This is a genomic window from Mycobacterium sp. E796, from assembly GCF_001672815.1.
Lineage (GTDB): Bacteria > Actinomycetota > Actinomycetes > Mycobacteriales > Mycobacteriaceae > Mycobacterium.
In genome coordinates this window covers 1-21,328 of the sequence record NZ_LZKK01000372.1, presented here as the reverse complement: position 1 = coordinate 21,328, position 21,328 = coordinate 1, and the positions used below count along the sequence as shown (strand labels likewise).

24 protein-coding genes are annotated in these 21,328 nt (G+C 66.1%); 10 read left to right on the top strand and 14 right to left on the bottom strand.

Annotation, left to right across the window (positions count from 1 at the left end):
• Positions 1-18: 18 nt before the first annotated feature.
• From A5706_RS30910 to A5706_RS30900, 3 genes are all read right to left on the bottom strand, one after another.
• Entirely contained in the window at positions 19-726 is a 708-nt protein-coding gene (locus A5706_RS30910; protein ID WP_068140165.1) for a hypothetical protein, read from the bottom strand.
• Positions 727-809: 83 nt separating this feature from the next.
• Positions 810-1,847, bottom strand: a complete 1,038-nt coding sequence (locus A5706_RS30905) for an LLM class F420-dependent oxidoreductase (protein WP_068140161.1) — start codon at positions 1,845-1,847, stop codon at positions 810-812.
• Between the two features lie 11 nt (positions 1,848-1,858).
• A complete protein-coding gene (locus tag A5706_RS30900; RefSeq protein ID WP_255406353.1) occupies positions 1,859-2,290 on the bottom strand; it encodes a nuclear transport factor 2 family protein in 432 nt (143 codons plus the stop codon).
• 118 nt (positions 2,291-2,408) lie between these two features.
• On the opposite strand from A5706_RS30900, the gene A5706_RS30895 reads away from it, so the two are divergent.
• A complete protein-coding gene (locus tag A5706_RS30895) occupies positions 2,409-2,978 on the top strand; it encodes a PadR family transcriptional regulator (protein WP_068140188.1) in 570 nt (189 codons plus the stop codon).
• A gap of 150 nt (positions 2,979-3,128) precedes the next feature.
• Positions 3,129-3,656, top strand: coding sequence for a forkhead-associated protein (locus tag A5706_RS30890; protein WP_068140159.1), 528 nt, complete (start codon positions 3,129-3,131; stop codon positions 3,654-3,656).
• Between the two features lie 11 nt (positions 3,657-3,667).
• On the opposite strand, the gene A5706_RS30885 is transcribed toward A5706_RS30890, so the two are convergent.
• Positions 3,668-6,673: an aminotransferase class I/II-fold pyridoxal phosphate-dependent enzyme gene (locus tag A5706_RS30885; protein ID WP_231985482.1), complete on the bottom strand. Its 3,006-nt coding sequence runs from the start codon at positions 6,671-6,673 to the stop codon at positions 3,668-3,670.
• A gap of 242 nt (positions 6,674-6,915) precedes the next feature.
• Here A5706_RS30885 and A5706_RS30880 point away from each other — a divergent pair, with 242 nt between their 5' ends.
• From A5706_RS30880 to A5706_RS30870, 4 genes are all read left to right on the top strand, one after another.
• The gene (locus tag A5706_RS30880; protein WP_068140152.1) at positions 6,916-7,131 is read left to right on the top strand and encodes an acyl carrier protein; all 216 of its coding nucleotides are present in this window, start codon (positions 6,916-6,918) and stop codon (positions 7,129-7,131) included.
• A 54-nt stretch (positions 7,132-7,185) separates the two neighbouring features.
• Positions 7,186-7,437 carry a hypothetical protein gene (locus A5706_RS30875; RefSeq protein ID WP_068140149.1) on the top strand — a complete coding sequence of 84 codons (252 nt, stop codon included), beginning with the start codon at positions 7,186-7,188 and terminating at the stop codon, positions 7,435-7,437.
• 107 nt (positions 7,438-7,544) lie between these two features.
• A complete protein-coding gene (locus A5706_RS34845) occupies positions 7,545-7,679 on the top strand; it encodes a hypothetical protein (protein WP_255406352.1) in 135 nt (44 codons plus the stop codon).
• Positions 7,680-7,758: 79 nt separating this feature from the next.
• A complete protein-coding gene (locus A5706_RS30870) occupies positions 7,759-8,829 on the top strand; it encodes an LLM class flavin-dependent oxidoreductase (protein ID WP_068140147.1) in 1,071 nt (356 codons plus the stop codon).
• Between the two features lie 284 nt (positions 8,830-9,113).
• Here the strand turns inward: A5706_RS30870 and A5706_RS30865 are convergent, their stop codons facing one another.
• Positions 9,114-9,833: a CoA pyrophosphatase gene (locus tag A5706_RS30865; RefSeq protein WP_068140144.1), complete on the bottom strand. Its 720-nt coding sequence runs from the start codon at positions 9,831-9,833 to the stop codon at positions 9,114-9,116.
• A 91-nt stretch (positions 9,834-9,924) separates the two neighbouring features.
• Here A5706_RS30865 and A5706_RS30860 point away from each other — a divergent pair, with 91 nt between their 5' ends.
• Both A5706_RS30860 and A5706_RS30855 read left to right on the top strand, forming a co-directional pair.
• Positions 9,925-10,500: a hemerythrin domain-containing protein gene (locus tag A5706_RS30860; protein ID WP_068140141.1), complete on the top strand. Its 576-nt coding sequence runs from the start codon at positions 9,925-9,927 to the stop codon at positions 10,498-10,500.
• A 71-nt stretch (positions 10,501-10,571) separates the two neighbouring features.
• Positions 10,572-11,477, top strand: coding sequence for a hypothetical protein (locus A5706_RS30855; RefSeq protein ID WP_068140137.1), 906 nt, complete (start codon positions 10,572-10,574; stop codon positions 11,475-11,477).
• Between the two features lie 2 nt (positions 11,478-11,479).
• Here A5706_RS30855 and A5706_RS30850 read toward each other — a convergent pair whose 3' ends face one another.
• Both A5706_RS30850 and A5706_RS30845 read right to left on the bottom strand, forming a co-directional pair.
• A complete protein-coding gene (locus A5706_RS30850; RefSeq protein WP_231985481.1) occupies positions 11,480-11,914 on the bottom strand; it encodes a hypothetical protein in 435 nt (144 codons plus the stop codon).
• Between the two features lie 228 nt (positions 11,915-12,142).
• Positions 12,143-13,027 carry a cyclopropane mycolic acid synthase family methyltransferase gene (locus A5706_RS30845; protein ID WP_068140130.1) on the bottom strand — a complete coding sequence of 295 codons (885 nt, stop codon included), beginning with the start codon at positions 13,025-13,027 and terminating at the stop codon, positions 12,143-12,145.
• Between the two features lie 220 nt (positions 13,028-13,247).
• Here A5706_RS30845 and A5706_RS30840 point away from each other — a divergent pair, with 220 nt between their 5' ends.
• Positions 13,248-14,606 (top strand): wax ester/triacylglycerol synthase family O-acyltransferase, encoded by a 1,359-nt coding sequence (locus A5706_RS30840; protein WP_068140126.1) that lies wholly within the window; start codon positions 13,248-13,250, stop codon positions 14,604-14,606.
• Position 14,607: 1 nt separating this feature from the next.
• Here the strand turns inward: A5706_RS30840 and A5706_RS30835 are convergent, their stop codons facing one another.
• From A5706_RS30835 to A5706_RS30815, 5 genes are all read right to left on the bottom strand, one after another.
• Positions 14,608-15,054, bottom strand: a complete 447-nt coding sequence (locus A5706_RS30835) for an ATP-binding protein (RefSeq protein WP_082964755.1) — start codon at positions 15,052-15,054, stop codon at positions 14,608-14,610.
• An 81-nt stretch (positions 15,055-15,135) separates the two neighbouring features.
• Complete coding sequence (locus A5706_RS30830; protein WP_068140184.1) at positions 15,136-15,558, bottom strand: nitroreductase family deazaflavin-dependent oxidoreductase; 423 nt, start codon at positions 15,556-15,558, stop codon at positions 15,136-15,138.
• Between the two features lie 82 nt (positions 15,559-15,640).
• On the bottom strand, positions 15,641-16,855 hold the full coding sequence (locus A5706_RS30825) for an NAD(P)/FAD-dependent oxidoreductase (protein WP_068140120.1): 1,215 nt from the start codon (positions 16,853-16,855) through the stop codon (positions 15,641-15,643).
• A 4-nt stretch (positions 16,856-16,859) separates the two neighbouring features.
• On the bottom strand, positions 16,860-17,048 hold the full coding sequence (locus tag A5706_RS30820) for a ferredoxin (protein ID WP_068111843.1): 189 nt from the start codon (positions 17,046-17,048) through the stop codon (positions 16,860-16,862).
• Positions 17,045-18,010 (bottom strand): metal-dependent hydrolase, encoded by a 966-nt coding sequence (locus A5706_RS30815; protein WP_068140117.1) that lies wholly within the window; start codon positions 18,008-18,010, stop codon positions 17,045-17,047. The genes A5706_RS30820 and A5706_RS30815 overlap by 4 nt, the downstream gene beginning before the upstream one ends.
• Before the next feature lie 262 nt (positions 18,011-18,272).
• Here A5706_RS30815 and A5706_RS30810 point away from each other — a divergent pair, with 262 nt between their 5' ends.
• Positions 18,273-19,130 carry an LLM class F420-dependent oxidoreductase gene (locus A5706_RS30810; RefSeq protein ID WP_068140113.1) on the top strand — a complete coding sequence of 286 codons (858 nt, stop codon included), beginning with the start codon at positions 18,273-18,275 and terminating at the stop codon, positions 19,128-19,130.
• Positions 19,131-19,154: 24 nt separating this feature from the next.
• Here A5706_RS30810 and A5706_RS30805 read toward each other — a convergent pair whose 3' ends face one another.
• Both A5706_RS30805 and A5706_RS30800 read right to left on the bottom strand, forming a co-directional pair.
• A complete protein-coding gene (locus A5706_RS30805; protein ID WP_068140110.1) occupies positions 19,155-19,853 on the bottom strand; it encodes a hemolysin III family protein in 699 nt (232 codons plus the stop codon).
• Between the two features lie 131 nt (positions 19,854-19,984).
• Positions 19,985-21,052, bottom strand: coding sequence for a GGDEF domain-containing protein (locus A5706_RS30800; RefSeq protein WP_068140107.1), 1,068 nt, complete (start codon positions 21,050-21,052; stop codon positions 19,985-19,987).
• Positions 21,053-21,328: the final 276 nt, after the last annotated feature.

Genomic DNA, 21,328 nt, shown 5'->3' with positions numbered 1-21,328 from the left:
TTCGGCGGTCGGACCCCCCTATGCCGCCACGATTTTGGGTCGCTCGCCGACGACGCTCAGGCCGGCGAGACGCCGCCACGAGCGAATGGCGTGTTGCGTGATCTCCACGACTCGCGCGGCTCCAGCGTCGGCGTTTGCCAGTCGATGCGCTTTCAGGGCGTTGCCGGTCACGGCATCCAGCGTGTCCCAGTCGTCGGTCTCGACGAGTGCCGTCGATTGAGCGGCGGTCCGGACCGCATACCTTTCGGCGGTCACCGGCGTGGTACTGATCGCGCGCGCGGCGCGGGCGGCGCCGTCCCATTCGGCGATCGGCGGCAACTCGCCGGGAGCGAGCTGGCGATGCAGTTCTGCGATGTCGGTGATCGCGCCCGCCGCCGCCGCGTTCTCGGCGTAACGAACGACGCCCCACGGCGGGCTGACCAACAGCTTCGCGACCCATTGGTGCACGACGGTTCCGGCGACGTCGGCGGTGCCAACCGTCAGCCACGCCAAGTCGAGGACCAACATGCTGTCATCCGGCGCGAGATACCCGTCGGGCCCGGCGAGCAGGTCGTTGCACAACTGGACGAAGGAGGCCAGCGGCCGGGCCGAGGTCGCCGGGAAGTCGGTGATCTGCTCGTCGCCGTTGATATACGAAATCACGTTCATCGCACAGCCTTTGCCCGACTCGGGCCGATGCGATCCGCGGGCCAGCCTCAGCGGATGGGTGATTCGGTCCAGGTCCATTGCAGCTGCTTCCCTCGATCCGCCGGCGCGATAAAACACATGCTAGGGCAAATCACGGCCCTGGAAAGGCGTGGGCCCCGCGGTTAGAGCAGCTCGCGCAGCGTCTCGATCAGCTTGATCCGCTCCTGCGGCGTGCCCGCCATGGGCGCAACGTTCAGCGTGGTTACGCCCGCCTCGCGGTACGCCGCGAGGCGTTCCTTGACGAATTCGCGGGTACCGATCAAGTTCACGTCTCGCACCAGTTCGTCCGGCACCACCTTGGCCGCGCCGTCCTTGTCGCCCGCCAGGTAGAGCTCTTGGATGCGGTCCGCTTGCGGGCCGTAGCCGTACTTGGTGGCAAGGGTGTGATAGAAGTTCTTGCCCTTGGCGCCCATCCCCCCGATGTAGAGCGCCAGGTGCGGTTTGACGAATTCGCGCAGCGGCTCGACGTTTTCGCCGATGGCCAGCACCGGTCCGGCGTACACGTCGAGCGGCCCGAGCGCGGGGTCGCGCTTTGCCTGACCGGCGTCCAGCGCCTTCCCCCACACGTCGCGGGCCTTCTCCGGCAGATAAAAGATCGGCTGCCAGCCCTCGGCGATTTCGGCGGCCAGCTCGACGTTCTTGGGTCCCAGCGCGGCAACCAGGATGGGGATGCGCTCGCGCACAGGCTTGTTGATGAGCTTCAGCGGTTTCCCGAGTCCGCTGCCTTGGCCGGCGGGCAGCGGGATCGTGTAGTGCTTGCCGCTGTATCGCAGGGTCTCGCGCCGCCATACCAGGCGGCAGATGTCGATGACCTCGCGGGTGCGCGCGACCGGGGCGTCGTAGGGCACGCCGTGGAAGCCCTCGATCACCTGGGGGCCGGAGGCGCCTAGGCCGAGCGTGAACCGCCCGTCGGAGACGTAGTCGAGACCCGCGGCGGTCATCGCGGTCAGCGTGGGGGTGCGCGTGTAGAGCTGCAAGATGCCCGACGCCAGCTCAACCCGTTCGGTGCTCGCGGCCAGGTAGCCCAGCGCGCTGACCGCGTCGAACGAATATGCCTCGGGGACAAAGACAATGTCCAACCCGGCGCGTTCCAGGTCGGCCACTTCGGCCGCGACGTCCTTGAACCCGCCGGCGTAGTTGATGCCCAATCCGATCCGCATGATCCGTCCCCCTACGCGGTCGCGAACTGGTTGGCCAGTTCGACGGCCTCTTGCTGAATCCGATCGAACTGCGCGGCCATCGCCTCGGACAGCGCCGTCGCACCCGACAGCGGCCGGACCATCACCATAAAGTCGTCGATCAGCCCGTCGTCGTTGAAGTGCAGGAAGTCGCAACCGGTGATCTTCACTCCTGGCGCCCCCGCTATCCCAGTCTCGAATACCAGCGCGTGGTCACGCCCGTTCCCGTCGGCGATTTCACGGACGTAGTGGAAGTCCTCGAAGACCCGCATCACACCGCTCAGGATCGCGGCGGTTATCGGCTTGCCGACATAGGGCTTGAACGCCACCGGGCTGGTGAACACCACGGTGTCGGCCAGCATCGCGTGGATCGCTGCCTCGTCGCGCTCCTCGACGGCCTTGCGAAAGGGATGCTTGGAACTCACGCGACACCTCGGATAGTCAATTTGTTGAATAGGCGTGCTCGACGCTAAAGCCTGCCGGGCCGTATGTCGATGTGCGATTAGTCACTTTCTTGATTATTCGCATCGTTACACTGTGGGCGTGTCCCTGCGTGATGCGGTGCTGGCCGCGCTCCTCGACGGCGAGGCCTCCGGGTACGACCTGGCCAAGCGCTTCGACGCTTCGGTGGCGAACTTCTGGATGGCCACGCCGCAGCAGCTGTACCGAGAACTCGAGCGGCTCGCCGAGCAGGGTCTCATCCAGGCGCGGGTCGTGCACCAGGATCGTCGACCCAACAAGCGCATGTTCTCGCTGACCGAAGCCGGCTACGAAGCCATCGTGCAGTTCACCGCCCGCGCGCCGAAGCCCTCCGTGATCCGCGACGAGCTCGCGGTCAAAGTCGTCGCGGTCGACGCCGGTGACGCGCGGGCGGTGCGCGACTTCATGGTGGAACGAGCGCAACGGGCGAAAGCCAAATTGCAGCGCTACGAACGGATGCGTGCACGAATGCTCGACGGCCGCACCGAGGCGGAATACCTGGCCCAGGCCGAACGGGTGGGTCCCTATCTGACGCTGCTGCGCGGAATCTCGTTCGAAAAGGAGAACATTCGCTGGGGTGAGCGCGCCCTGGCGATCATCGAGCACCGGCTACCCGGCGCCTCCGACCGATAAGGCCGGGCGCCTCCAGCCGAAATTGACGCGTCCGGGTGTACAGCCGCGGGCGCGGCGAATATCCTCAACCGCGGATCACCGCCAATTCCCAGTGACGATCGCTGCCGCGCAATTGGCCTGCAGCACAACGGAAAATGAACAGAGGGAAACATGCCGAAGGACAATCCGGACGAGGGTGAAGCAACGGTCATCGTGGGCATGGCCGAAGCGGCGATGCATATGTACTCCTCCACCATCGCCGCCTTGCCCGATAATGACGACGACGATTTCCGTCCCCGCGTCGAGGTGGTCCTGTCCGGGTTGCGCAAGCTGCGGAAGTCGCTGACCGACGCGGCGGCGCGCGGCAGGTTGACGCCGCGGGTGATCGTCGCGCTGAGCGAGGTCCGCAGGTGCTACGACGATCTGATGGAGCGCGCCGCGGCCGCGCCGGGGGCCACGCTGGGCCAGCAGCTCTATGTGGCGCGGCGCCGCGCCCTGTTGTCGGCGAAGGAGGCCGCCAACGGGGCCGGCCTTCGCGCGGATCTATTAGATGACCTCGAAGCCGGCGAGGTCCCGACCGAGGACGAAACCGTGAAGGTCAAGGGATTGATCGAGGCTCTCAGTGGCGGCTCGCCGCTGATCAACGAGGTCGAACACGAGCGGCCGCACCTCGAGTCACTCGAGGAATCGATCGCCTGAACCACTAGGGGTTACGACTCGGCCTGCACCGCGTCGCCGGGCTGCTGCCCGCCGATCAATTCGTTCACACCAACCTCGGGGACGTCGCCGCCGTCGGCCGTCGGCGGGTCCGCCGCGACCGCGTCGCCGGGGTACTGCGAACCGACCAGTTCCTCGTGCCCGACCTCGGGGACGTTCCCGTCGCCGTTGGACCGACCGTGCTTGGCCGACTTCTTCTTCGGCGCCTTCGCCGCCGCCGGTGCGACCTTGGCTCGCGAGGGACGATGACCGTTGGGCGCCAGCCCCACCGACTCGCTCACCACCTCGATGGCCTTCTCGGTGTACACGCGATAGCCGAAATTCGGTAGGTAGCCGTGGATTTCGGGCGTGTCGAGGTCGCGCATGAACTGCAGAATCTCGCGGCTGAACACCTGGCCGGGCACCAAGACCGGAAACCCTGGCGGGTAGGGCGTCACATACGTCGCCGACACGATGTCGACGCCCGCGTCCAAGCGTTCGTCGATCTGCTCGCCGGTGAGGTATTCACAATTGGTGTCGTCGTAGGACAGGTAGAACGCCCGGCGGACATCTCCTTCGGGCGTCGCCTCGCTTCCACTGTGATCCAGGAACGCGGGGTGGAAGCCGCTGAAATCAGGTAGGGGCAAAGACATTTCGGTGAGTCGATAGACCGCCCGCGCGAAGTGCTCGCGCTCCCCGAGGCTCATCTCGGAGATGTTCTGGTCCAGCTCGCGGGCGATGTTGACGAGCACTTCCACCAGGAAGGCCACCGAGCTGCGGGTGGTGCCGATGTTGGTCATGAACAGCACGCTGTTGCGTGACGTCTTGTTGATCTGAATGCCGTAGCGGTCCATCAACTGCTGGCGCTTGAATGTGTCACCGTCGTACCCGGTTGGCCCGATGAACAAGGTGATTCGGGACGGATCGAGCACGAACTCGTCCTGATCCCAGGCGGCCATCATGTTGCGCAGGCCCGAGCGCAGGGGCTGTTCGATAGCGGACGGCCGGTAATCCTCGGGGATCAAATCGGAGGTCCGCAGGCAGCGCATGTACTTGCTGAGCAGCGGATGGTTGTCGATCGCGTCGCGCAGCTGCATCGCGTTCTCGATCTGCCGCTGCACCAGCTCGACACCCTCCAGCGCCACCTGCCGGCGGCCGAGGTCCAGCGACGCGAGGATCTGGTAGTTGGGCGAGGTGGAGGTGTGCGCCATGTACGCCTCGTGGAACGGTTCCGCCACCTTCTGGTCGTAGTCCTGATCGAAGACGTGGATCATCGATCCCTGTCGCAGCGCGGTCAGGGTCTTGTGCGTCGACTGGGTCGCATAGACCCGCACCCGGGCCCGTGCCGGGTCGGGACGCAGGCGGCGGTCCAGCAGGTCGTCATCGCTGGGCGCACCCTCGGTTGACAGCTCCTCCTCGAAACGGCGCTTGTACTCGGGGTCGGCCAGCCGCTCCCGCAGCGCGCGCGCCGCCGCCATGGCGGTGCGGGTCCGATACACGGGGTGGAAGCGGGCGAACGCGAACCATGCCTCGTCCCACAAGAACACCAGATCGGGCTTGATCGCCAGGCACTCCTCCATGACCCGCTCGACGTCGTAGACGATCCCGTCGAAGGTGCAATTCGTCAGCGACATCATCTTGACCCGGTCGAGCTTGCCGGCGCGCTTGAGTGCCAGCAGTTTTGACTTGATCTCGCGAAGCGGGACCGCACCGTACATGGAGTAGTCGTTGAGCGGATACGCCTCGAGGTAAATGACATTCGCGCCGGCGAGCATCATTCCGTAGTGATGGGACTGGTGGCAGTTGCGGTCGAGCAGCACGATGTCGCCGGGTGCCACCAACGCCTGCGTGACGATCTTGTTGGCCGTCGAGGTTCCGTTGGTGACGAAGTAGGTGTGGCGCGACCCGTAGGCCTCCGCGGCGAGCTGCTGGGATTCGCGCAGCGGCCCGGTCGGCTCGAGCAGGGAGTCCAGGCCGCCACACGTCGCCGATGTCTCGGCCATGAACACGTCCAGGCCGTAAAAGCCGACCATGTCCCTGATCCAGTGCGAGTTGACGATCGACTTGCCCTGCGAAATCGGCAGGGCGTGGAAGACGCCCGTGGGCCGGTGACTGTATTGCTTGAGGGCGCTGAAGAACGGGGTGCGGTAGCGCGCTGCCACACCCTGCAGGATCGACAGGTGAAGCTCGAGCATGCCTTCCCGAGCGTGGAACACCCGGCGGAAGTACTGGCCCAGCCGCCCCGCGATGTCCTCCACCTCGATCTCGGTCATCAGGTAGAGGTCGAGTTCGGGCCGCAGCTTAGCCAGGGAAACCGCGAGGATCTGCGCGCGTTCTTCGGGCGACTGGTGGTCCGCCAACTCGTGCGACACCCCGGTATCGACGAACTCCGCCAGCGCCGACAGGTCCCGGGTCGATTGGTGTGAGAAGCGCCGCCGGATCACCACCGCCTGCAGGTTGACGTTGAGCCGTGCCGCGATGAGTGCCTCATCGCCGCTGGACACCACCACCAGCTCGTAAACGAATTCGTCGTCGGGGCGCCGCCATTTGCGGACCTCGTTGCGCAGCGCCCGCTCCTGGTCTTCGGTCATCTTCTCGACGACCAACACCTCGAAATAGGGGCGGTCCCGCTGCGTCGCCGGCTGATGCTCGACCAGCTGGCGCGGATCGGACGGGAACATGTCCAGGTCGTCGCTTCCGGCGTTCTCCACGTCGCCCGTGCGGTACGACTCCGTGGTCAGGGCGCGGTTGATCTGCACCAGGGCTTGCGCGAACTTGTCGTAGCTGCCGGCGGCGAACAGGCGCTGGACCCGGGCGAAATGCGGCGAACCCGGGTAGGCCCAGTACGGCTCGAGAGTGCTTAGCCGCGTGAGCAATTCCTGGCAGGTGTTGATGCACTTCGTCTTCAGCGCGCCCTCGGTGGTCGGGCGAGTGAGCCGGTCGGCGGCCTCCTCCAACCGGCACCACGAGTCGCTGCGGACCTGCCAAAGACTGTTGTAAGCGCGCAAGTGTTCCGTCATGGTCGCCCTTTCTTTGGTCGCGGCGACTCCGTCCCGGAGCGTCGGTCAAGGTTCGCAGACACAATCCGCCCGCCGGTTACCAGAAGACAAATATTGCACGTCCGTCGAGTAGACAGCACCCGGAGACAATGGTTACGGGCGCTTGGACCGCGTGCGTCCAACCACGCCGCCATCTGTTTAGGCGCGCGGCCCACGGGTAGGCCTCACACGTCAATTCTGACGACGACATGAGGAGGCGCGCAATGGCCACGGGGGAAACCGGCTTCGACGATGTGACCTACGACCTTGTTTCGGTGCAGTACCACTCGCTGAAGGCCGGGCACGACTATGGTCAGTACGTCCGCGATGCCAAGAACGCGGGGCTCGAGGACGTGGCCTCGTTCTTCGAGGATGTCATGGCGGAGGATTCCAAGCGCGCGCAGCGCTGCCATGATTTCCTGGTGCAGCTCACCAAATAAGCTCATTTCCAATGGTGTTGCGTCGCAACTCAATTGGTCGCTATCGTCGCGTAGATGAGCAGAGTAACCGGTAACGACCGAATCGACGACGTCGCGCCCGGCGACGTGATCGCCGTGGACCGCGGTGCCGGCGAGCAGCCATACAGGGTGGTGTTCAAGGATTTCACCGACGGCCGCTTCGCCGTGACGCTCGAGGGCGCCGGAGAGACGTTCCAGCTCGACCTGGCACCCGGCACGCCGGTCAAGAGATCCCTCGCGGCGAAATGGGAGTCGGGCCAGAGTCCCACACCGCATTCAGAAAGTTGACCAGGATCGTTTAGATCCGGCTGCGCATATGCGCCTGTACATCTCGTGATTGCCGAAGTTCCTTAATGCGGCCGGCGAGAGCAGGTTGACCGGGCCCGTCGCGAACGATGCGGCGGAGCCAAAGGCACATCGTCTTCGACCCGATCCCACGTCTCGAGGGGATCGAGCCGTCCGACGACCCTCTGCTGGAGTTGCGCGCCGCCGTTTACCTGATCAGCGGGCGCGAGCGCCGCGCCGCGTAACGCGCCGGGAATCAAGTCGAGAGTCCCTGGGTTCATGTCATCGAACAGCCATTAGGACGGCCGATCGCCGAGGATTTCGATGAAGTTTCTGCTCATCACGCTGATAACCCACCTGCCCGATCCCGTTTCGGGTGAGAAGAAGAGTCCCGCCGATCGGCTGCGCGATGTGCTCGACAAGGCAGTCCTCGCAGAAGAACTGGGCTTCGACGGTTTCGCGGTCGGCGAGCGACACGAGGACCCGTTCATCTCCTCTTCCCCTCCAGTGGTGCTCAGCCACATCGCGGCGCACACGTCGAAGATCGGACTGTTCACCGGAGTGACGACATTGAGTCTGCTCGATCCGGTTCGTGCGTTCGAGGATTATTCAACGCTCGACAACCTCTCCGGTGGCCGGCTCGAACTGATCATCGGCAAGGGCAACGGTGCTGCGCAGGCCGAGCTGTTCCACGTGACCACCGCCGATCAATGGGACCGCAACCGCGAAGGCTACGAACTGTTCCGGTTGCTGTGGGAGAACGAACGCGTGACGTGGTCGGGCCGGTTCCGCCCGCCACTCGTCGATGCGAAGGCACTGCCCCGGCCGCTGCAGCACAGAATTCGAATCTGGCACGGCAGCGCAACGAGTACCGATTCGGTCGACCTTGCCGCCCGCCACGGGGACCCGATCTTCTCCGCCAACGTCAGTAACACCGTCGAGCCCTACGCCGAACTGGTTCGCCACTACCGGCTGCGCTGGGAAGCTTACGGTCACCGGCCCAAGGACGCCCTCGTCGGGGCGGGATCCGCGGGGTTCTACATCGCCCCGACGTCGCAGGAAGCGGTGGCCACATACCGTCCGATGTTCGAGGCACGCCTGGCGGCGCAGCGCCGTGCCGGGATTCCGGTGGTATTCGAGTCGATCGAAGATTTCGTCGAGCGAAGCTCGGCGTTGGTAGGTAGCCCGGAACAAGTGGTCGACAAGGTGGGTCGCTACCACGAGCGGCTCGGACACGAAGTGATGCATCTCAGTGCGGACACCGACGGGGTGACGGCCGCCCTGCAACGCCGTAGCCTCGAGCTATTTCAGTCCGAAGTCGCGCCCATTCTCCGCGAGCTGATTCCGAGCCGGCCGCTTGTTTCACAGCTGGCGGCCAAAGAGTTTGTCAGTTAAGCGGTTTCCGCCGTCCTAGGCAGCCGCGGTGGCGGCCGGGTACACCGGCGTCACCTCGGAGTGGAGGTGACCGCAAGCGCCGCATCGCACCTCGTACTCGAGCTTGTTGTCAGCGATTTCAAGAAATTGATACTCGGCCCACGCCGCGCACCGCGGGCAGCGCGCCCGTCCACGTTCCACCGCCATCACAATCTCGTCCCCTATTACTCGCTGCAGAACCCCAGAGAGACATACCCATTCGAGAATCGGCCGAATCACCGGCTCGCCGGCGAGAGGCGCTTGGCCTACTTCCAGGCGAACACCGGCTGTTCCAACTCATCGACCCGGTCGTCGCGGCCTTCCAGGCACAGCCACCGCAGCTGCAGGAGCACGGCGCCGGTCGGGGCGTGGATCAGGTCGTTGCCCAGCGGGATTTGTACGACCGGTCGTGGGCTCTCCGGAATGCTGATGAACCGTGGCGAATCGTCCCGCTGCAGTTGGTGCAGGCCCACCCGGTACACCGCCAGGACCTCCGCGGGCGCGGGCTGCGGGTCCAGCCGTCCGCCTCCCCAGATCACCACCGGGGTGATCACGTAGCCCGACCGGGTCGGGTAGTCGTCGAGCAAACCCAACACCGCCGAGTCGCGCAGTTCGATGCCGACCTCCTCGCGCAACTCGCGCAGCGCCGCGTCGACGGCCGTCTCACCCGGATCGACCCGGCCACCGGGGAGTGCCCACTGCGCCGCATGAGAAGTGAGGCGAGATGCCCTGCGGCACAGCAGGAAAGCCGCGCCACCGGACACATCGACCATGCGGCCGTCGAGGTCGGTCTCCAAAGCCGGGCCGGCGGCAATCCAGTCGTCCAGCGGCGCTGGATCTACCCTGTCCTCCCCGAGATCCGAGTCGACCAAGACCACCGCGACGGCCGCGTGCCGCTTCGTCGGGTCGGTGACCGTGCGCCGGTCATGGGCGGCCAAGTGTGCCCGGATCCGGTCGCGCAGGCCTTCGTCATAGGAGATCGTCACTTCTCGAGCCTAAGCAGCGGCCGGTTGAACTCTGGCTCGGCATGGAACACGATGGCCGAAGGCGTAGCGGTCCGAGAGGTGAGGAGCCGGCATGGCTGATATCACGGTCCTGATCCAGACCGACCACGACTGGTTCCGCGAGCAGTTCGCCAGGCTCGACTCGCTGCGGATGCAGGCGCCGGTCAACAACTCGGCACTCGAGCGGGTGTGGCGTCCCCTCGCTGACAAGCTGGATGTGCACGCCTACATCGAGGAGAAGATCTTCTACCCGCAGCTGCTAAAGCGCGGTACCAACGATCCCGAAGGCGAGACGCTCGACGCCATCGGTGATCACAACGACATTCGGGACGGGGTGCGCGACGCCAACGCGGCTCGGATCGGCACGGACGAGTGGTGGGCGGCCGTCGGCCGCACCCGGTCGGCGAACGACGACCACATGGGCGAGGAGGAACGGGACGGGCTGCCCGATTTCCGTCGCAACGCCCCGATCGGACTGCGTGAGGCGCTCGGGCGGCAATACAGCGAGTTCATGGCCGAGCACCCCACCACCGAGGGGTTGCCGATCGTCGACCGCGACCCCGAACGCTACGTCGACACGCTCGAAAGCGATTCGCCGCCCAAACGCACGGACTTTTCCCTTCGGATCGGCAGCCTGAAAGGCCAATGAGTCCGTGGCTGCGCACGTCCGCGGGGTGTCCTCGGGGCGGCTCCCGACGAGCGGCGTGGTTAACTGCGAACGTGCGTAGAGAACCGGCATTGGCGCGGCGCTTCTTCGACCGATTCGAGCCGGTTCACGCAGTCACCTACTTCGCGCCGGAGGCGCGGGCGGCGCTCGACGCGCTGGGTTACCGCGGCTTTTGGATGGGTTACTTCGCCGCCCGGTCGGCCCCGTTGGGCATGGTGCCGCGCGAGGTCGTCACCGCGATCTTCTACAACTTCGCCCCCGAGCGCGTCGCGAAGGCACTCCCCGCGGCATGGGAGATCGCCGGTCCCGAGGCCGCGTTGCGCGCCCGGCAGGAATCGGCGGTCGCGGCCCTGCGCCGATACGGCATCGAGGCGGATGAAAACGTCACCGTCGCGGGCGAATTGGCGGCCAAGGCGGCCCGAGGGGCGCCGCTCGACGGGCGACCGCTGTTCGCCGCGAATCTGGCGCTGCCCTGGCCGGACGAACCGCTGGCCGCGCTATGGCATGCCGCGACCCTGCTGCGTGAGCAACGCGGCGATGGGCACGTGGCGGTGCTGGCGGCCGCCGGTGTCTCCGGGCGGGAATCCAACGTGCTACACGCGGCGACCGGCCGGGTCGAGCCCGACTACATCGCCCGCACCCGTGATTACGACGAAGCGGCGTGGCGCCACCACGAACAACGGCTCGCCGAGCGGGGACTGCTCAACGGCGACGGCACGGTGACCGCGGCCGGCCGGGACCTGAAGGACCGCATCGAATCGAGCACCGACGCGCTCGCCCTGTCCGCCCTCGATGCCCTCACCGACGACGAGGTGGAAACGCTGTTTCGGGCGCTCACCCCGATCACCCGCGCGGTAATCGCCGGCGAGGACATTCCGGCCAGGACGCCGATGGCCCTACGCCGCGACGAACTGGATGACAGCGGCGCGCATTTGGGCGGCACTAGCGAAATTCAGTAAACTCACGTGCCGCCGGCCGAGCCGCTGACCGGTTGCGCCGCAATGTGATCCATCGGGGGTCCATCGCCGTTGGAGGTGCCACGGTATGCGACCGCGGTGGCCAGGGCCGTGCCGCCCTCGATCGTCCCGACGATGTCCACTTGCTCGTTGACGGTGAAATGTGAAGCGCCGGTACGGGGTTGGCCGCCGTCACGGGAGATGACGGTGGTATCCGGGGTGACGCGGTAGGTCTGTGTGTAGCCGTTCGGGCTGCGGGCGGTCACCGAGTCCCCCGACACGGCGATCACGGTCCCCTGCTGGCGTACCGGGTGGGGGGTCGGCGGCGGCCCCAGCGTCGACTCGACCGTTGGCTTGTCGGGCTGGACGTAGGCAAACAGGCCCGCCAGGCTGGCCGCGCACAACATCGACGCGGAGACCATCTCGCAAGCCAGCGCCACGCCGGACAACCCGCGACGCGCACGCCAGCCGGTCGCAGGGGTACTTTGCTCCGATACTTTGCTCGCTCGGCACCTGGCGTCCACGGTCAGTCCTTCCTGCGGTTTTGCACCGAGCAGCCTCGGTCTCTACCGCATCAGGTCGTTGCTCGTGGTGTTACCCGCAGGGATGCGCCGATAAACCGCGCCGCGGAGGCACGGCCGGTTCCAGCCACCCGCAAGGGCGTGACGTCAGCCCTTGGCGAGAGTGAATTGCGCGACGTCCGTGTAGCCGTCGCGGAACAGGTCGGCGCAACCGGTCAGGTACTTCATGTACCGGTCGTAGACCTCTTCGGACTGAATCGCGATGGCCTCGTCGCGGCGCGACTCGAGCGCGGCTGCCCACGTGTCGAGCGTGCGAGCGTAGTGCAGGCGCAGCTGTTGGACCCGCTCGACGGCGAAGCCGGCCCGCTCGGCGTGCTCTACGACGCCCTTGGCTTGTGGCAGGTCCCCGCCCGGGAAGATCTCGTCCATGATGAACTTCATGAACCGGATCTTGGTCATCGTGATGGGCAGTCCGCGCTCGCTGAACTCCTCATCGCTGGGCTTGATGATGGTGTGCAGCAGCATCACACCGTCGGCGGGGAGTGCCTCGTAGGCCATCTTGAAAAAGTCGGTGTAACGGTCGCGTCCAAAGTGTTCGAAGGCGCCGATCGATACGATGCGGTCCACCTTCTCGTCGAACTGCTCCCAGCCCCGCAGCAGCACGCGCTTGCTCCGGGCGGACGGGTGCCGGTCGAGGCGCTGCTGGACATGCGCCTGCTGGTTGCGGCTTAGGGTGAGCCCCACGACGTTGACGTCGTAGCGCTCGAGCGCGCGGATGATCGTGGTGCCCCAGCCACAGCCGATATCGAGCAGCGTCATGCCCGGCTGCAATCCGAGCTTGCCCAGCGAGAGGTCAACCTTGGCGATCTGCGCCTCTTCGAGGGTCATGTCGTCGCGCTCGAAATAGGCGCAGCTGTAAGTGCGCGTGGGATCCAGGAATAGGGCGAAGAACTCGTCGGACAGGTCGTAGTGCGCCTGCACGTCCTCGAAGTGCGGCTCCAGGCCGACAGCTTCGGTCTGATTCTCAGGCATGGCACTTCCCCCGGACGTGGATTTATTGGGCTCAGCGGCGTGTGATCTCAGCCGCTCGAGTTACGGCCTAGCAGTCTATCCGTCCGAATGGCGGGGCAACGAATTGACGGCTCTGGCGGCGGGAACTGGCTGCGCCGAATTTTGCAGGTGTGGGCGATGCCCCCTCGGGCTAATTGGAGGTGAGGAGCCGTATCGAATGGACTGAATGGGGAGGCCAACCATGGAACCGATATCGCCGACGGATGCGCTGTTCCTCATTGGCGAGTCGCGCGAGCATCCGATGCACGTGGGATCGTTGCAGCTATTCGTGCCGCCCGAGGACGCCGGTCCGCACTTCGTCCGCGAGTCCTATCAGGCGATGCTCGAGCGCACGGACGTTCAACCGACGTTCCGCAAGCACCCGGCCTTCTTCGGCGGCATAACCAATGTCGCGTGGTCGGTCGACCGCGAGGTCGAGCTCGATTACCACCTCCGCCGGTCGGCCCTACCGGAGCCCGGGCGCGTGCGTGACCTGCTGGAATTGGCCTCCCGGCTGCACGGCAGCCTGCTCGACCGGCACCGCCCACTCTGGGAAGCGCACCTGATCGAGGGCTTGGAGGACGGGCGCTACGCGGTCTACACGAAGTACCACCACTCCCTCATGGACGGCGTGTCGGCGCTGCGGCTGATGCAACGGGCCTTCAGCCCCGACCCGGATGACGACGAGGTGCGGGTGCCATGGAATCTGGGTCCCCGGCAGCACAGGGAGCCGCGGAAGCGGCCATCGCTGCTCGAGCGGGTCGGCCGCACCGCGGGGTCGGCGTTCGCGCTGGCGCCGTCCACGGTGAGGCTTGCGCGGGCGGCGCTGCTCGAACAACAACTGACCCTCCCGTTCCGCGCGCCACGCAGCATGTTCAACGTCCGGATCGGCGGTGCCCGGCGGGTGGCCGCGCAGTCCTGGTCGCTGGACCGCGTCAAGGCGGTGAAGGCCGCCGCGGGGGTGACGGTCAACGACGTGGTGTTGGCCATGTCCTCCGGGGCGCTTCGCGCTTACCTTCTCGAGCAGAACGCCCTGCCGAGTGACCCGCTGACCGCGATGGTGCCGGTCAACCTGCGCAAGGCCGACGACGACCGCGGCGGCAACATGGTCGGAACGTTTCTGTGCAACCTCGCGACGGACCTCGACGATCCGGCAAAGCGGCTGGAGATCATCAGCTCTTCGATCCACGACACCAAAGAGGTGTTCCGGCAGTTGCCCCCCGTGCAACAGCTTGCCCTCTCGGCCTTCAACATCGGGGGGCTGTTCCTCGGGCTGATTCCCGGCTATCTCTCGACCGCCTCGCCGCCGTTCAACATCGTCATCTCGAACGTCTCTGCCGGACCGTCGAAACCGGTGTACTGGCGCGGCGCCCGGTTGGACGGCAACTACCCGCTGTCGATCCCACTCGACGGACAGGCGGTAAACATCACCGTGACCAACAACGCCGAGAACCTCGACTTCGGTCTTGTCGGCTGCCGCCGCAGCGTTCCGCACCTGCAGCGGCTGCTGGGCCACTTGGAGACGTCGCTCAAGGATCTGGAGCGCGCCTACGGCGTGTGACCTAGGCGCGAATGTCGCGGCCGTCCAGCGGCGTCGGCGTTGTGGCGTAGTCGAGGCACACCGTGGTGCCATCGGGCCGGGCGCTGATTGTGCAGTGATCCGCGAGGGCGTGCATCAGCAGGATGCCCCGGGACGCTCGGGGATCGTCGGGCTTCATGGGCTGCTGCCGATGCCAGGTTCCCCGGTCACTGACACGCACGTTGACGGATTGTGCGCCGGGATCGTGGCGTGCGTGCAGTTTCATCGGACCGGGCGTGGAGTGGGCCCGGTACGCGTGCTCGACGCAATTCGCCAGCGCTTCGTTGGCGCCCAAAACGATGTCCTCGCGAAGATCCGCCGGAACCTCGGTCACCTCCTGCAGCCACCGTCGCAGGGCGCTGCGCAATTCGGCAGCGGTGGCGGCGTCCGCGGAGCCGGCGCGGGTAAACCCCGCGGGGACTGCGGCCATAGTTGAATCTGCGGGCATCGGTGGGGGATACCCAATTGGTGCCCGAGCGATAACCCCTCCGTGGCAAGAGGATTCGATCGGCTATTCCAGAACGAAAACCGGGATCTGCCTTGCCGTCTTCTCCTGGTATTCGGCGTAAGGGGGAAACGCTTCCACCGCCAACCGCCACCAGTGCTCGCGCTCGGACCCTTCCAGCTCGCGCGCGGTGAGGGCGACGACCTTTTCGCCATCCTGCACAGTCACCGCCGGGTTGGCCTTGACGTTGAAGTACCACGACGGGTGTTCGGGCGCGCCTCCTTTGGACGCCACCATGGCGTAGCGACCGTCCTCTTCGACGCGCATCAACGGCACGTAGCGCTGCTTGCCGGACTTGGCGCCCGTCACGGTTATCAGGACGACGGGCCGGTCGAGGATCTCGACGCCGTCGGTCGTGCCTTGCTGCAGAATTCGTTCGGTTTGCTCGCGCACCCAGTCTCTTGGGCTCAGCTCGATCCGGTCGGTCATGGCCAACTCAACGTGCAGACGCCCCGTATCCATTCCCTGCGCGGAGGCACCCGCGCCGGATAGTGGCGATACCTCATCGCCGCTAATCCGGCCGGCCGGGCGGAAACTCCGCACGTTTCGCGATGGCGTCACGGTAGGCATACACCCGATTCGGGATCGTTCCCAGCACCGCGATGGTCCGGCCGTCGCGTCCATACGCGGCGACGAACTCCCAGCCGTCGGGATAGCCCTCGACGATTTCGATGGCATCGTAACCCGTTGGGACGCCTAGCATCTGGACCTTCACGTCATATTGATCGGACCAGAAATACGGCACGTCGTCGTGGGCTTGCGCCGCGCCGGGCCCCGTCAGCAGTGTGCGAGCCGCCGCCGCGCCCTGACGCCCGGCATCTTCCCAATGTTCGGTGCGCAGATGCCGCTCGTAGAGCGGGTGCCACCAGCGCGCGACGTCGCCGGCGGCGACGACGGCAACGTCCCCGTCGGGGCCCTCGGCCGCGCCCGTGGCGTCGCACAACACCCCGTCATCGAGGTGCAATCCCGAGCCGCCCAGCCAGTCGGTGGCGGGGGTGACGCCCAGGCCGACGATGACGAGATCGGCGGGAACCTGCGAACCATCGGTCAACCGAACGGCCTCCACGTGCCCGTTTCCGATGAACGCGTCGACGCCCACCCCGACCCGCACATCCACGCCATGCCCGCGGTGCAGTTCGGCCCAGCGTGGCGCCAGTTCCGCGCCCAGCGCGGCCAGCAGCGGGCTGGATGCCTTCTCGATCAGAACCACATCCAGCCCCACCGAACGGCAACTCGCGGCCACCTCCGCTCCGATGAACCCCCCGCCGACCACGACGACCCGCGGGCGCGAGCCCAGCCTTTGCCGGATCGCCAGACAATCGTCGACCGTGCGGAGCATCAGCACTCCGTCCGGGACCGGGCCGCCCGGCCATTCGCGTGGTGTCGCACCACTTGCGATCACCAGTCCGTCGAATTGCATTGCCAGGTCCCGGTTTTCGTCACACACCTGGAGGGTCCCCGACGCCAGGTCCAGCTTGGTCGCCGACGCGCCGCGCAGCACGCGCGCTTCCAGCTCGAATTGGGGCGCCAAGTCGACCCCGGCGCGGTGCACCTCGCCGGTGAGCAGTTTCTTCGAGAGCGGAGGCCGGTGGTAGGGAGCGTGGCGCTCGGCGCCCACGATGGTCAGGGCACCGTCGTAGCCCTCCTGTCGCAGGGTCTCGGCCGCGCGGATGCCCGCTACGCCGGCACCGACGACGACGACTTCCTTCAGTTGACGGGTCGACATCGGATCACTCCTTCACCGTGATCGCCCGCGTGGGGCAGGACACCTCGGCGCCGATCAGTTGCTGGCGCAGTTCCTCCGGTGGTTCGTCTTGGAGTACGTGCAGTCCGTCTTCTCGTACGTCGAACACCTCGTGGCAAATGCTCATGCACACGCCGTTGCCGTCGCAGGTGTCGAGATCGACCGAAACCTTCATCGAACGTCAACCTTTCGTGCTCCATTGCTTGAAGTCTCGATCCCCTGGGATTGATCCGGTGACTTCGCCTGGGACAGCGCGCGCTCCCGGGCGGCCTTCGCCACCGGGGAGTAGTTCAGGTAGTCGACCGCCATCTGCGTGGACGCCTCGTCGTTCGGATGGTGGCTTGGTCGCAGATAGCGGACCGGCGTTGTCACCATGAGCTTCCACGGGCCCGGCAACCGGTACTCGCGGGCCGCCCACAGCCAGTCCCGCCAACGCCACTTTTGGTCGATGGTCGGGTCCTGGGCCATCAGGTAACGGGCACCCGCGACCCACCAGGCGATGAACAACGGCGTAGTGAAGAACATCGAGAATGCCCGGATCCAGTAGTTGCCGCTGACGTGCTGGAAGACGTCGTACACCAGCGAGCGGTGCTCGACCTCCTCGGCGCCGTGCCAGCGCAGCAGATCGAGCATCATCGGATCGGCCTTCGCATAGTCCAGACCCCGGTTCGTCAGCACCCACTGGCCCAACATCGCGGTGTAATGCTCGAGCGCGGCCACATCGGCGAGCCGCCGATACAGCCACCACCGTTTCATGGCCGGCGGAAACCACCTGGGGGGATCGCCCAGCGTCATCGACAACAGCCTCCCGAGCCGGTCGGTGTACGGCTTGGTGTCGATGCCCTGCTCGGCCAGGTGGTCCAGCACGATCTGGTGCGCCCAGGCGTGCCAGGACTCCTGCTGGATGAAGGGCTTGATCGCCGCCTCCAGCTCCGGGTCATCGACCAGCGACGACGCTTCGAGGACGGCCTTGATGAAGTGCCGCTCGCCCTCGGGCAGCAGCAGGTGCAGGACGTTGATCATGTGCGTGGAGAACGGGTCGTCGGGCACCCAGTGCAGCGGGGTTTCCGACCAGTCGAAACGGACCATCCGGCGGTACTTGGGATGTCCTTCGTGGTGAAGTTGGACTTCTGGCATCAGACGCTCCTCCCGCCGACGGGTGATGCGCCGTCGGCTTCCCCTCGATTTCGGAGAGCGGTCGATCCAAGGGCGGAACGCAGGCCGCCGCTTCGCGACCGTTCAACCGCCCGGGTACCCACCCGGTCCCCGCGTCATGCGTACCGGCGGTACCGGGTTCCCTGCCAGTTCGCTGTGAACGCGTGTTTACTGGAAAAGAACCGGCTCGTACGGCGGATTCCGATTCGGGAAGCAACTGCGGCGCGGGTCGGTTGAACGGGCAATGCGCATTGGTGTCGTGTTCCCGCAGACCGAGCTTGGTGGAGACCCCGCAGCGGTACGTGCCTATGGGCAGCGCGTCGAGGAATTGGGCTTCACCCACATCCTCGCCTACGACCATGTCGTCGGCGCCGATCCGGCGGTGCACCAGGGCTGGCAGGGCTACTACGACATCGACTCGACCTTCCACGAGCCGTTCGTGATGTTCGGCTACCTGGCCGCGGTCACCTCGCTTGAACTCGTCACCGGCGTCATCATCCTGCCGCAGCGCCAGACGGTGTTAGTGGCCAAGCAGGCCGCCGAGGTCGATCTGCTCACCGACGGGCGCTTCCGGCTCGGTATCGGGTTGGGGTGGAACGACGTCGAGTTCGAGGCGCTCGGCGAGACGTTCACCAACCGCGGCCGCCGCTCCGAGGAACAGGTCGAGGTCATGCGCAAGCTGTGGACCGAACGTTCCGTGACGTTCAACGGCAGGTACCACATGGTTACGGGGGCGGGCCTGGCACCGATGCCGACTCAGCGCCCCATCCCGGTGTGGTTCGGCGCGGCGTCCGACCGCGCCTACGAACGCGCCGGACGGCTGAGCGACGGCTGGTTCCCGATGATGGAGCCCGGCCCCGGCCTGGACTACGCACGTGAGCAGGTACGACGCGCGGCGACGGCGGCCGGACGCGACGCCGACACACTCGGCATGGAGGGCCGGATCAGCTGGACCGGCGACCCTGAAAAGGCCGCCGCCGACATCGCGGCCTGGAAGGCCGCCGGGGCCACGCACGTGTCGGTGAACACCATGAAGGCCGGCCTGGCGACCGTCGACGACCACCTCGCCGCGTTGGAGCGGGTGGCCACCGACGCGAAGTAGCGGGCCGCGACAGGGGCCGTCGGCTCAGAAGACCGCGAACCAGATGGCGATGTATTGGCAGATTGCCGCGACCGCGGTGCACGCGTGAAAGACCTCGTGGTAGCCAAACGTCGTCGGCCAGGGATCGGGCCAGCGCAGTCCGTAGAACACGGCACCGACGCTATACATGAGCCCACCGACCGCCAGCAGGACCGCCGCTGCCATTCCTGCGTTCTGCGCGATGAGCCCGGTGTACCAAACAGCCACCCAACCCAGCAGCAGGTAGAGGGAAATCCCCAGCCAGCGCGGGGCAGTCGGCCAGAACAGTTGCAGCGCAATGCCAACCACCGCACCACCCCAGACGATCGCGAGGACCAGGTAGCCGGTCCCGCGGGGCATCGCGAGCCTGGCGAACGGTGTGTAGGTGCCGGCGATGAGCACGAAGATCATCGAGTGGTCGAGCCGCCTCATCCAATTCCGGCGGACCGCGGACTCCCAGTGCACGCGGTGATAGACGGCGCTGACGGCAAACATCGCCACGATCGCCAGGGTGTAGGTCAGCGTCGAGTGTCCAGCCCGCTTGGAGGCCTCGGCCCACGAGATCACCACCAGCGGCGCGCCCGCGACCACGGCTGCCACGGCGCAGTATTGGTGGATGAAGCCCCGCAGCCGTGGCTTGGTCAGCGCGGCGGCGACGTTCTCGACGAGCTTGGGTTGTGCGGCCACATCGGTCTGGAAGCTCATGTCCCTCCCTTGGTTGCGCGGGCCGCCTATAAGCCTGGCTCGATGATTTCGCCGCAACCTAAGCGGCCGCTATGGCGAATCTGTGCAGAACGTGTACGCGAGGGAAGCGGGAGTCTTTCGAGAGCCGGCGGCTAGGCCATCACGCCCTGGTGGACCTGGTCTCCGCCACGGCGTTTGGCGGCATACATCGCCTCGTCGGCGATCTTGATGAGGTCGTCGACAACGCAGGCAGCGTCGCCATTGAACTGGCGCAGCTCGGTGCTCGCGATGCCGACACTCGCGGTGATCCTGGGGAGGAGCCCGGCCAGCGCCCTGCTGAATTGCACGGTCAGTGGCCTCACGTCCGACGTCATGGCGGTCAGCGCGACCAAGAACTCCTCGCCACCGGCGCGGCAGATGACCGCGTTTGCCGGGGTGTGCTCGCGCAGGAGGTCGGCCACCGCCCGCAGAGCGCGGTCACCGGCCAAATGACCATGGGTGTCGTTGATGCGTTTGAAGTTGTCCAGATCGACCATCAGCATCGCCAGGTGCGTGTGCTCGGCCGGCGGATTCGCCAATCGGTTAGTGACCGCGTCGGCGAACGCGCGCCGGTTCAGCAACCCGGTGAGGGCATCTTCTTCGGAGCGCTGAACATACATCCCCATGGCCCGCGACATACCCCAAATACCCAGGGCCACAGACACATTGAGAAAGGTGATCAGCCAGAGCGCGGAGGCCGCCGTGGCAATATTGGTCTCACGAGCCAGCCGCACCACCGCCGCCGCGGTGACCGCGCAAGCCACCACGCTGTTGAAGACCAGGAGCTTGGGACCGTGGTAAAACGCGATGTAGCCGCCGGTGACGGCCATGGCCGTGCACGCCAGCGCGGCGAGGGCACCGCTGGGCTGCACCAGGCTCCACGCGCCGACGAACAACGAACCCAGGCTCACGCCAACCTGCGACTGCCAACGGGTGGGCCAACGGGTCAGCCAGAACAGGGTCATGCCGACGGTGAAAGCGGCGGTGACGACACCGGTTGTCAGTTCGACGGCACCCGGGTGGCTTTGGCTCGGCAACACCGCCAGCGGCACCATCGCCGACGATCCGGCGACAACCGCCATTATCATCCGTGCCGGACGCAGCATCCCACGCTGGTCCAGGAACGCGCTGACCCACTCATACTCGTCGGGCTGGCCCCACCACGCCTTGAGCCGCCTCATCACTGAGCGAACCCCCAGCCCAGCATTGACTCGCGTCTTGCCTGGTGGCAGCGCGACACGCGATACAAGGTCAACCAAGGCAGCCCACCGTCGAGGTAGTTTGGCCTGTGCAGAAACTCCGGCTCAAAGGACGCGTGGGCCGAGGCGGGTCACGAAAGGTGCCGACTCGGTGGCCGGTAAGACGTTCGCGCAGTCAGACGAGCCGGAGTTTCTGCACAGGCCAAACTACCTCGACGGTGGGCTGCCTTGGTTGACCTTGTATCGCGTGTCGCGCTG

Excerpts from the sequence above, each read along its gene's own strand:
- A5706_RS30910 (WP_068140165.1), bottom strand. The coding sequence starts at position 726 with ATGGACCTGGACCGAATCACCCATCCGCTGAGGCTGGCCCGCGGATCG.
- A5706_RS30905 (WP_068140161.1), bottom strand. The coding sequence starts at position 1,847 with ATGCGGATCGGATTGGGCATCAACTACGCCGGCGGGTTCAAGGACGTC.
- A5706_RS30890 (WP_068140159.1), top strand. The coding sequence starts at position 3,129 with ATGCCGAAGGACAATCCGGACGAGGGTGAAGCAACGGTCATCGTGGGC.
- A5706_RS30885 (WP_231985482.1), bottom strand. The coding sequence starts at position 6,673 with ATGACGGAACACTTGCGCGCTTACAACAGTCTTTGGCAGGTCCGCAGC.
- A5706_RS30880 (WP_068140152.1), top strand. The coding sequence starts at position 6,916 with ATGGCCACGGGGGAAACCGGCTTCGACGATGTGACCTACGACCTTGTT.
- A5706_RS30875 (WP_068140149.1), top strand. The coding sequence starts at position 7,186 with ATGAGCAGAGTAACCGGTAACGACCGAATCGACGACGTCGCGCCCGGC.
- A5706_RS34845 (WP_255406352.1), top strand. The coding sequence starts at position 7,545 with ATGCGGCGGAGCCAAAGGCACATCGTCTTCGACCCGATCCCACGTCTC.
- A5706_RS30870 (WP_068140147.1), top strand. The coding sequence starts at position 7,759 with ATGAAGTTTCTGCTCATCACGCTGATAACCCACCTGCCCGATCCCGTT.
- A5706_RS30860 (WP_068140141.1), top strand. The coding sequence starts at position 9,925 with ATGGCTGATATCACGGTCCTGATCCAGACCGACCACGACTGGTTCCGC.
- A5706_RS30845 (WP_068140130.1), bottom strand. The coding sequence starts at position 13,027 with ATGCCTGAGAATCAGACCGAAGCTGTCGGCCTGGAGCCGCACTTCGAG.
- A5706_RS30840 (WP_068140126.1), top strand. The coding sequence starts at position 13,248 with ATGGAACCGATATCGCCGACGGATGCGCTGTTCCTCATTGGCGAGTCG.
- A5706_RS30835 (WP_082964755.1), bottom strand. The coding sequence starts at position 15,054 with ATGGCCGCAGTCCCCGCGGGGTTTACCCGCGCCGGCTCCGCGGACGCC.
- A5706_RS30830 (WP_068140184.1), bottom strand. The coding sequence starts at position 15,558 with ATGACCGACCGGATCGAGCTGAGCCCAAGAGACTGGGTGCGCGAGCAA.
- A5706_RS30825 (WP_068140120.1), bottom strand. The coding sequence starts at position 16,855 with ATGTCGACCCGTCAACTGAAGGAAGTCGTCGTCGTCGGTGCCGGCGTA.
- A5706_RS30820 (WP_068111843.1), bottom strand. The coding sequence starts at position 17,048 with ATGAAGGTTTCGGTCGATCTCGACACCTGCGACGGCAACGGCGTGTGC.
- A5706_RS30815 (WP_068140117.1), bottom strand. The coding sequence starts at position 18,010 with ATGCCAGAAGTCCAACTTCACCACGAAGGACATCCCAAGTACCGCCGG.
- A5706_RS30810 (WP_068140113.1), top strand. The coding sequence starts at position 18,273 with ATGCGCATTGGTGTCGTGTTCCCGCAGACCGAGCTTGGTGGAGACCCC.
- A5706_RS30805 (WP_068140110.1), bottom strand. The coding sequence starts at position 19,853 with ATGAGCTTCCAGACCGATGTGGCCGCACAACCCAAGCTCGTCGAGAAC.
- A5706_RS30800 (WP_068140107.1), bottom strand. The coding sequence starts at position 21,052 with ATGAGGCGGCTCAAGGCGTGGTGGGGCCAGCCCGACGAGTATGAGTGG.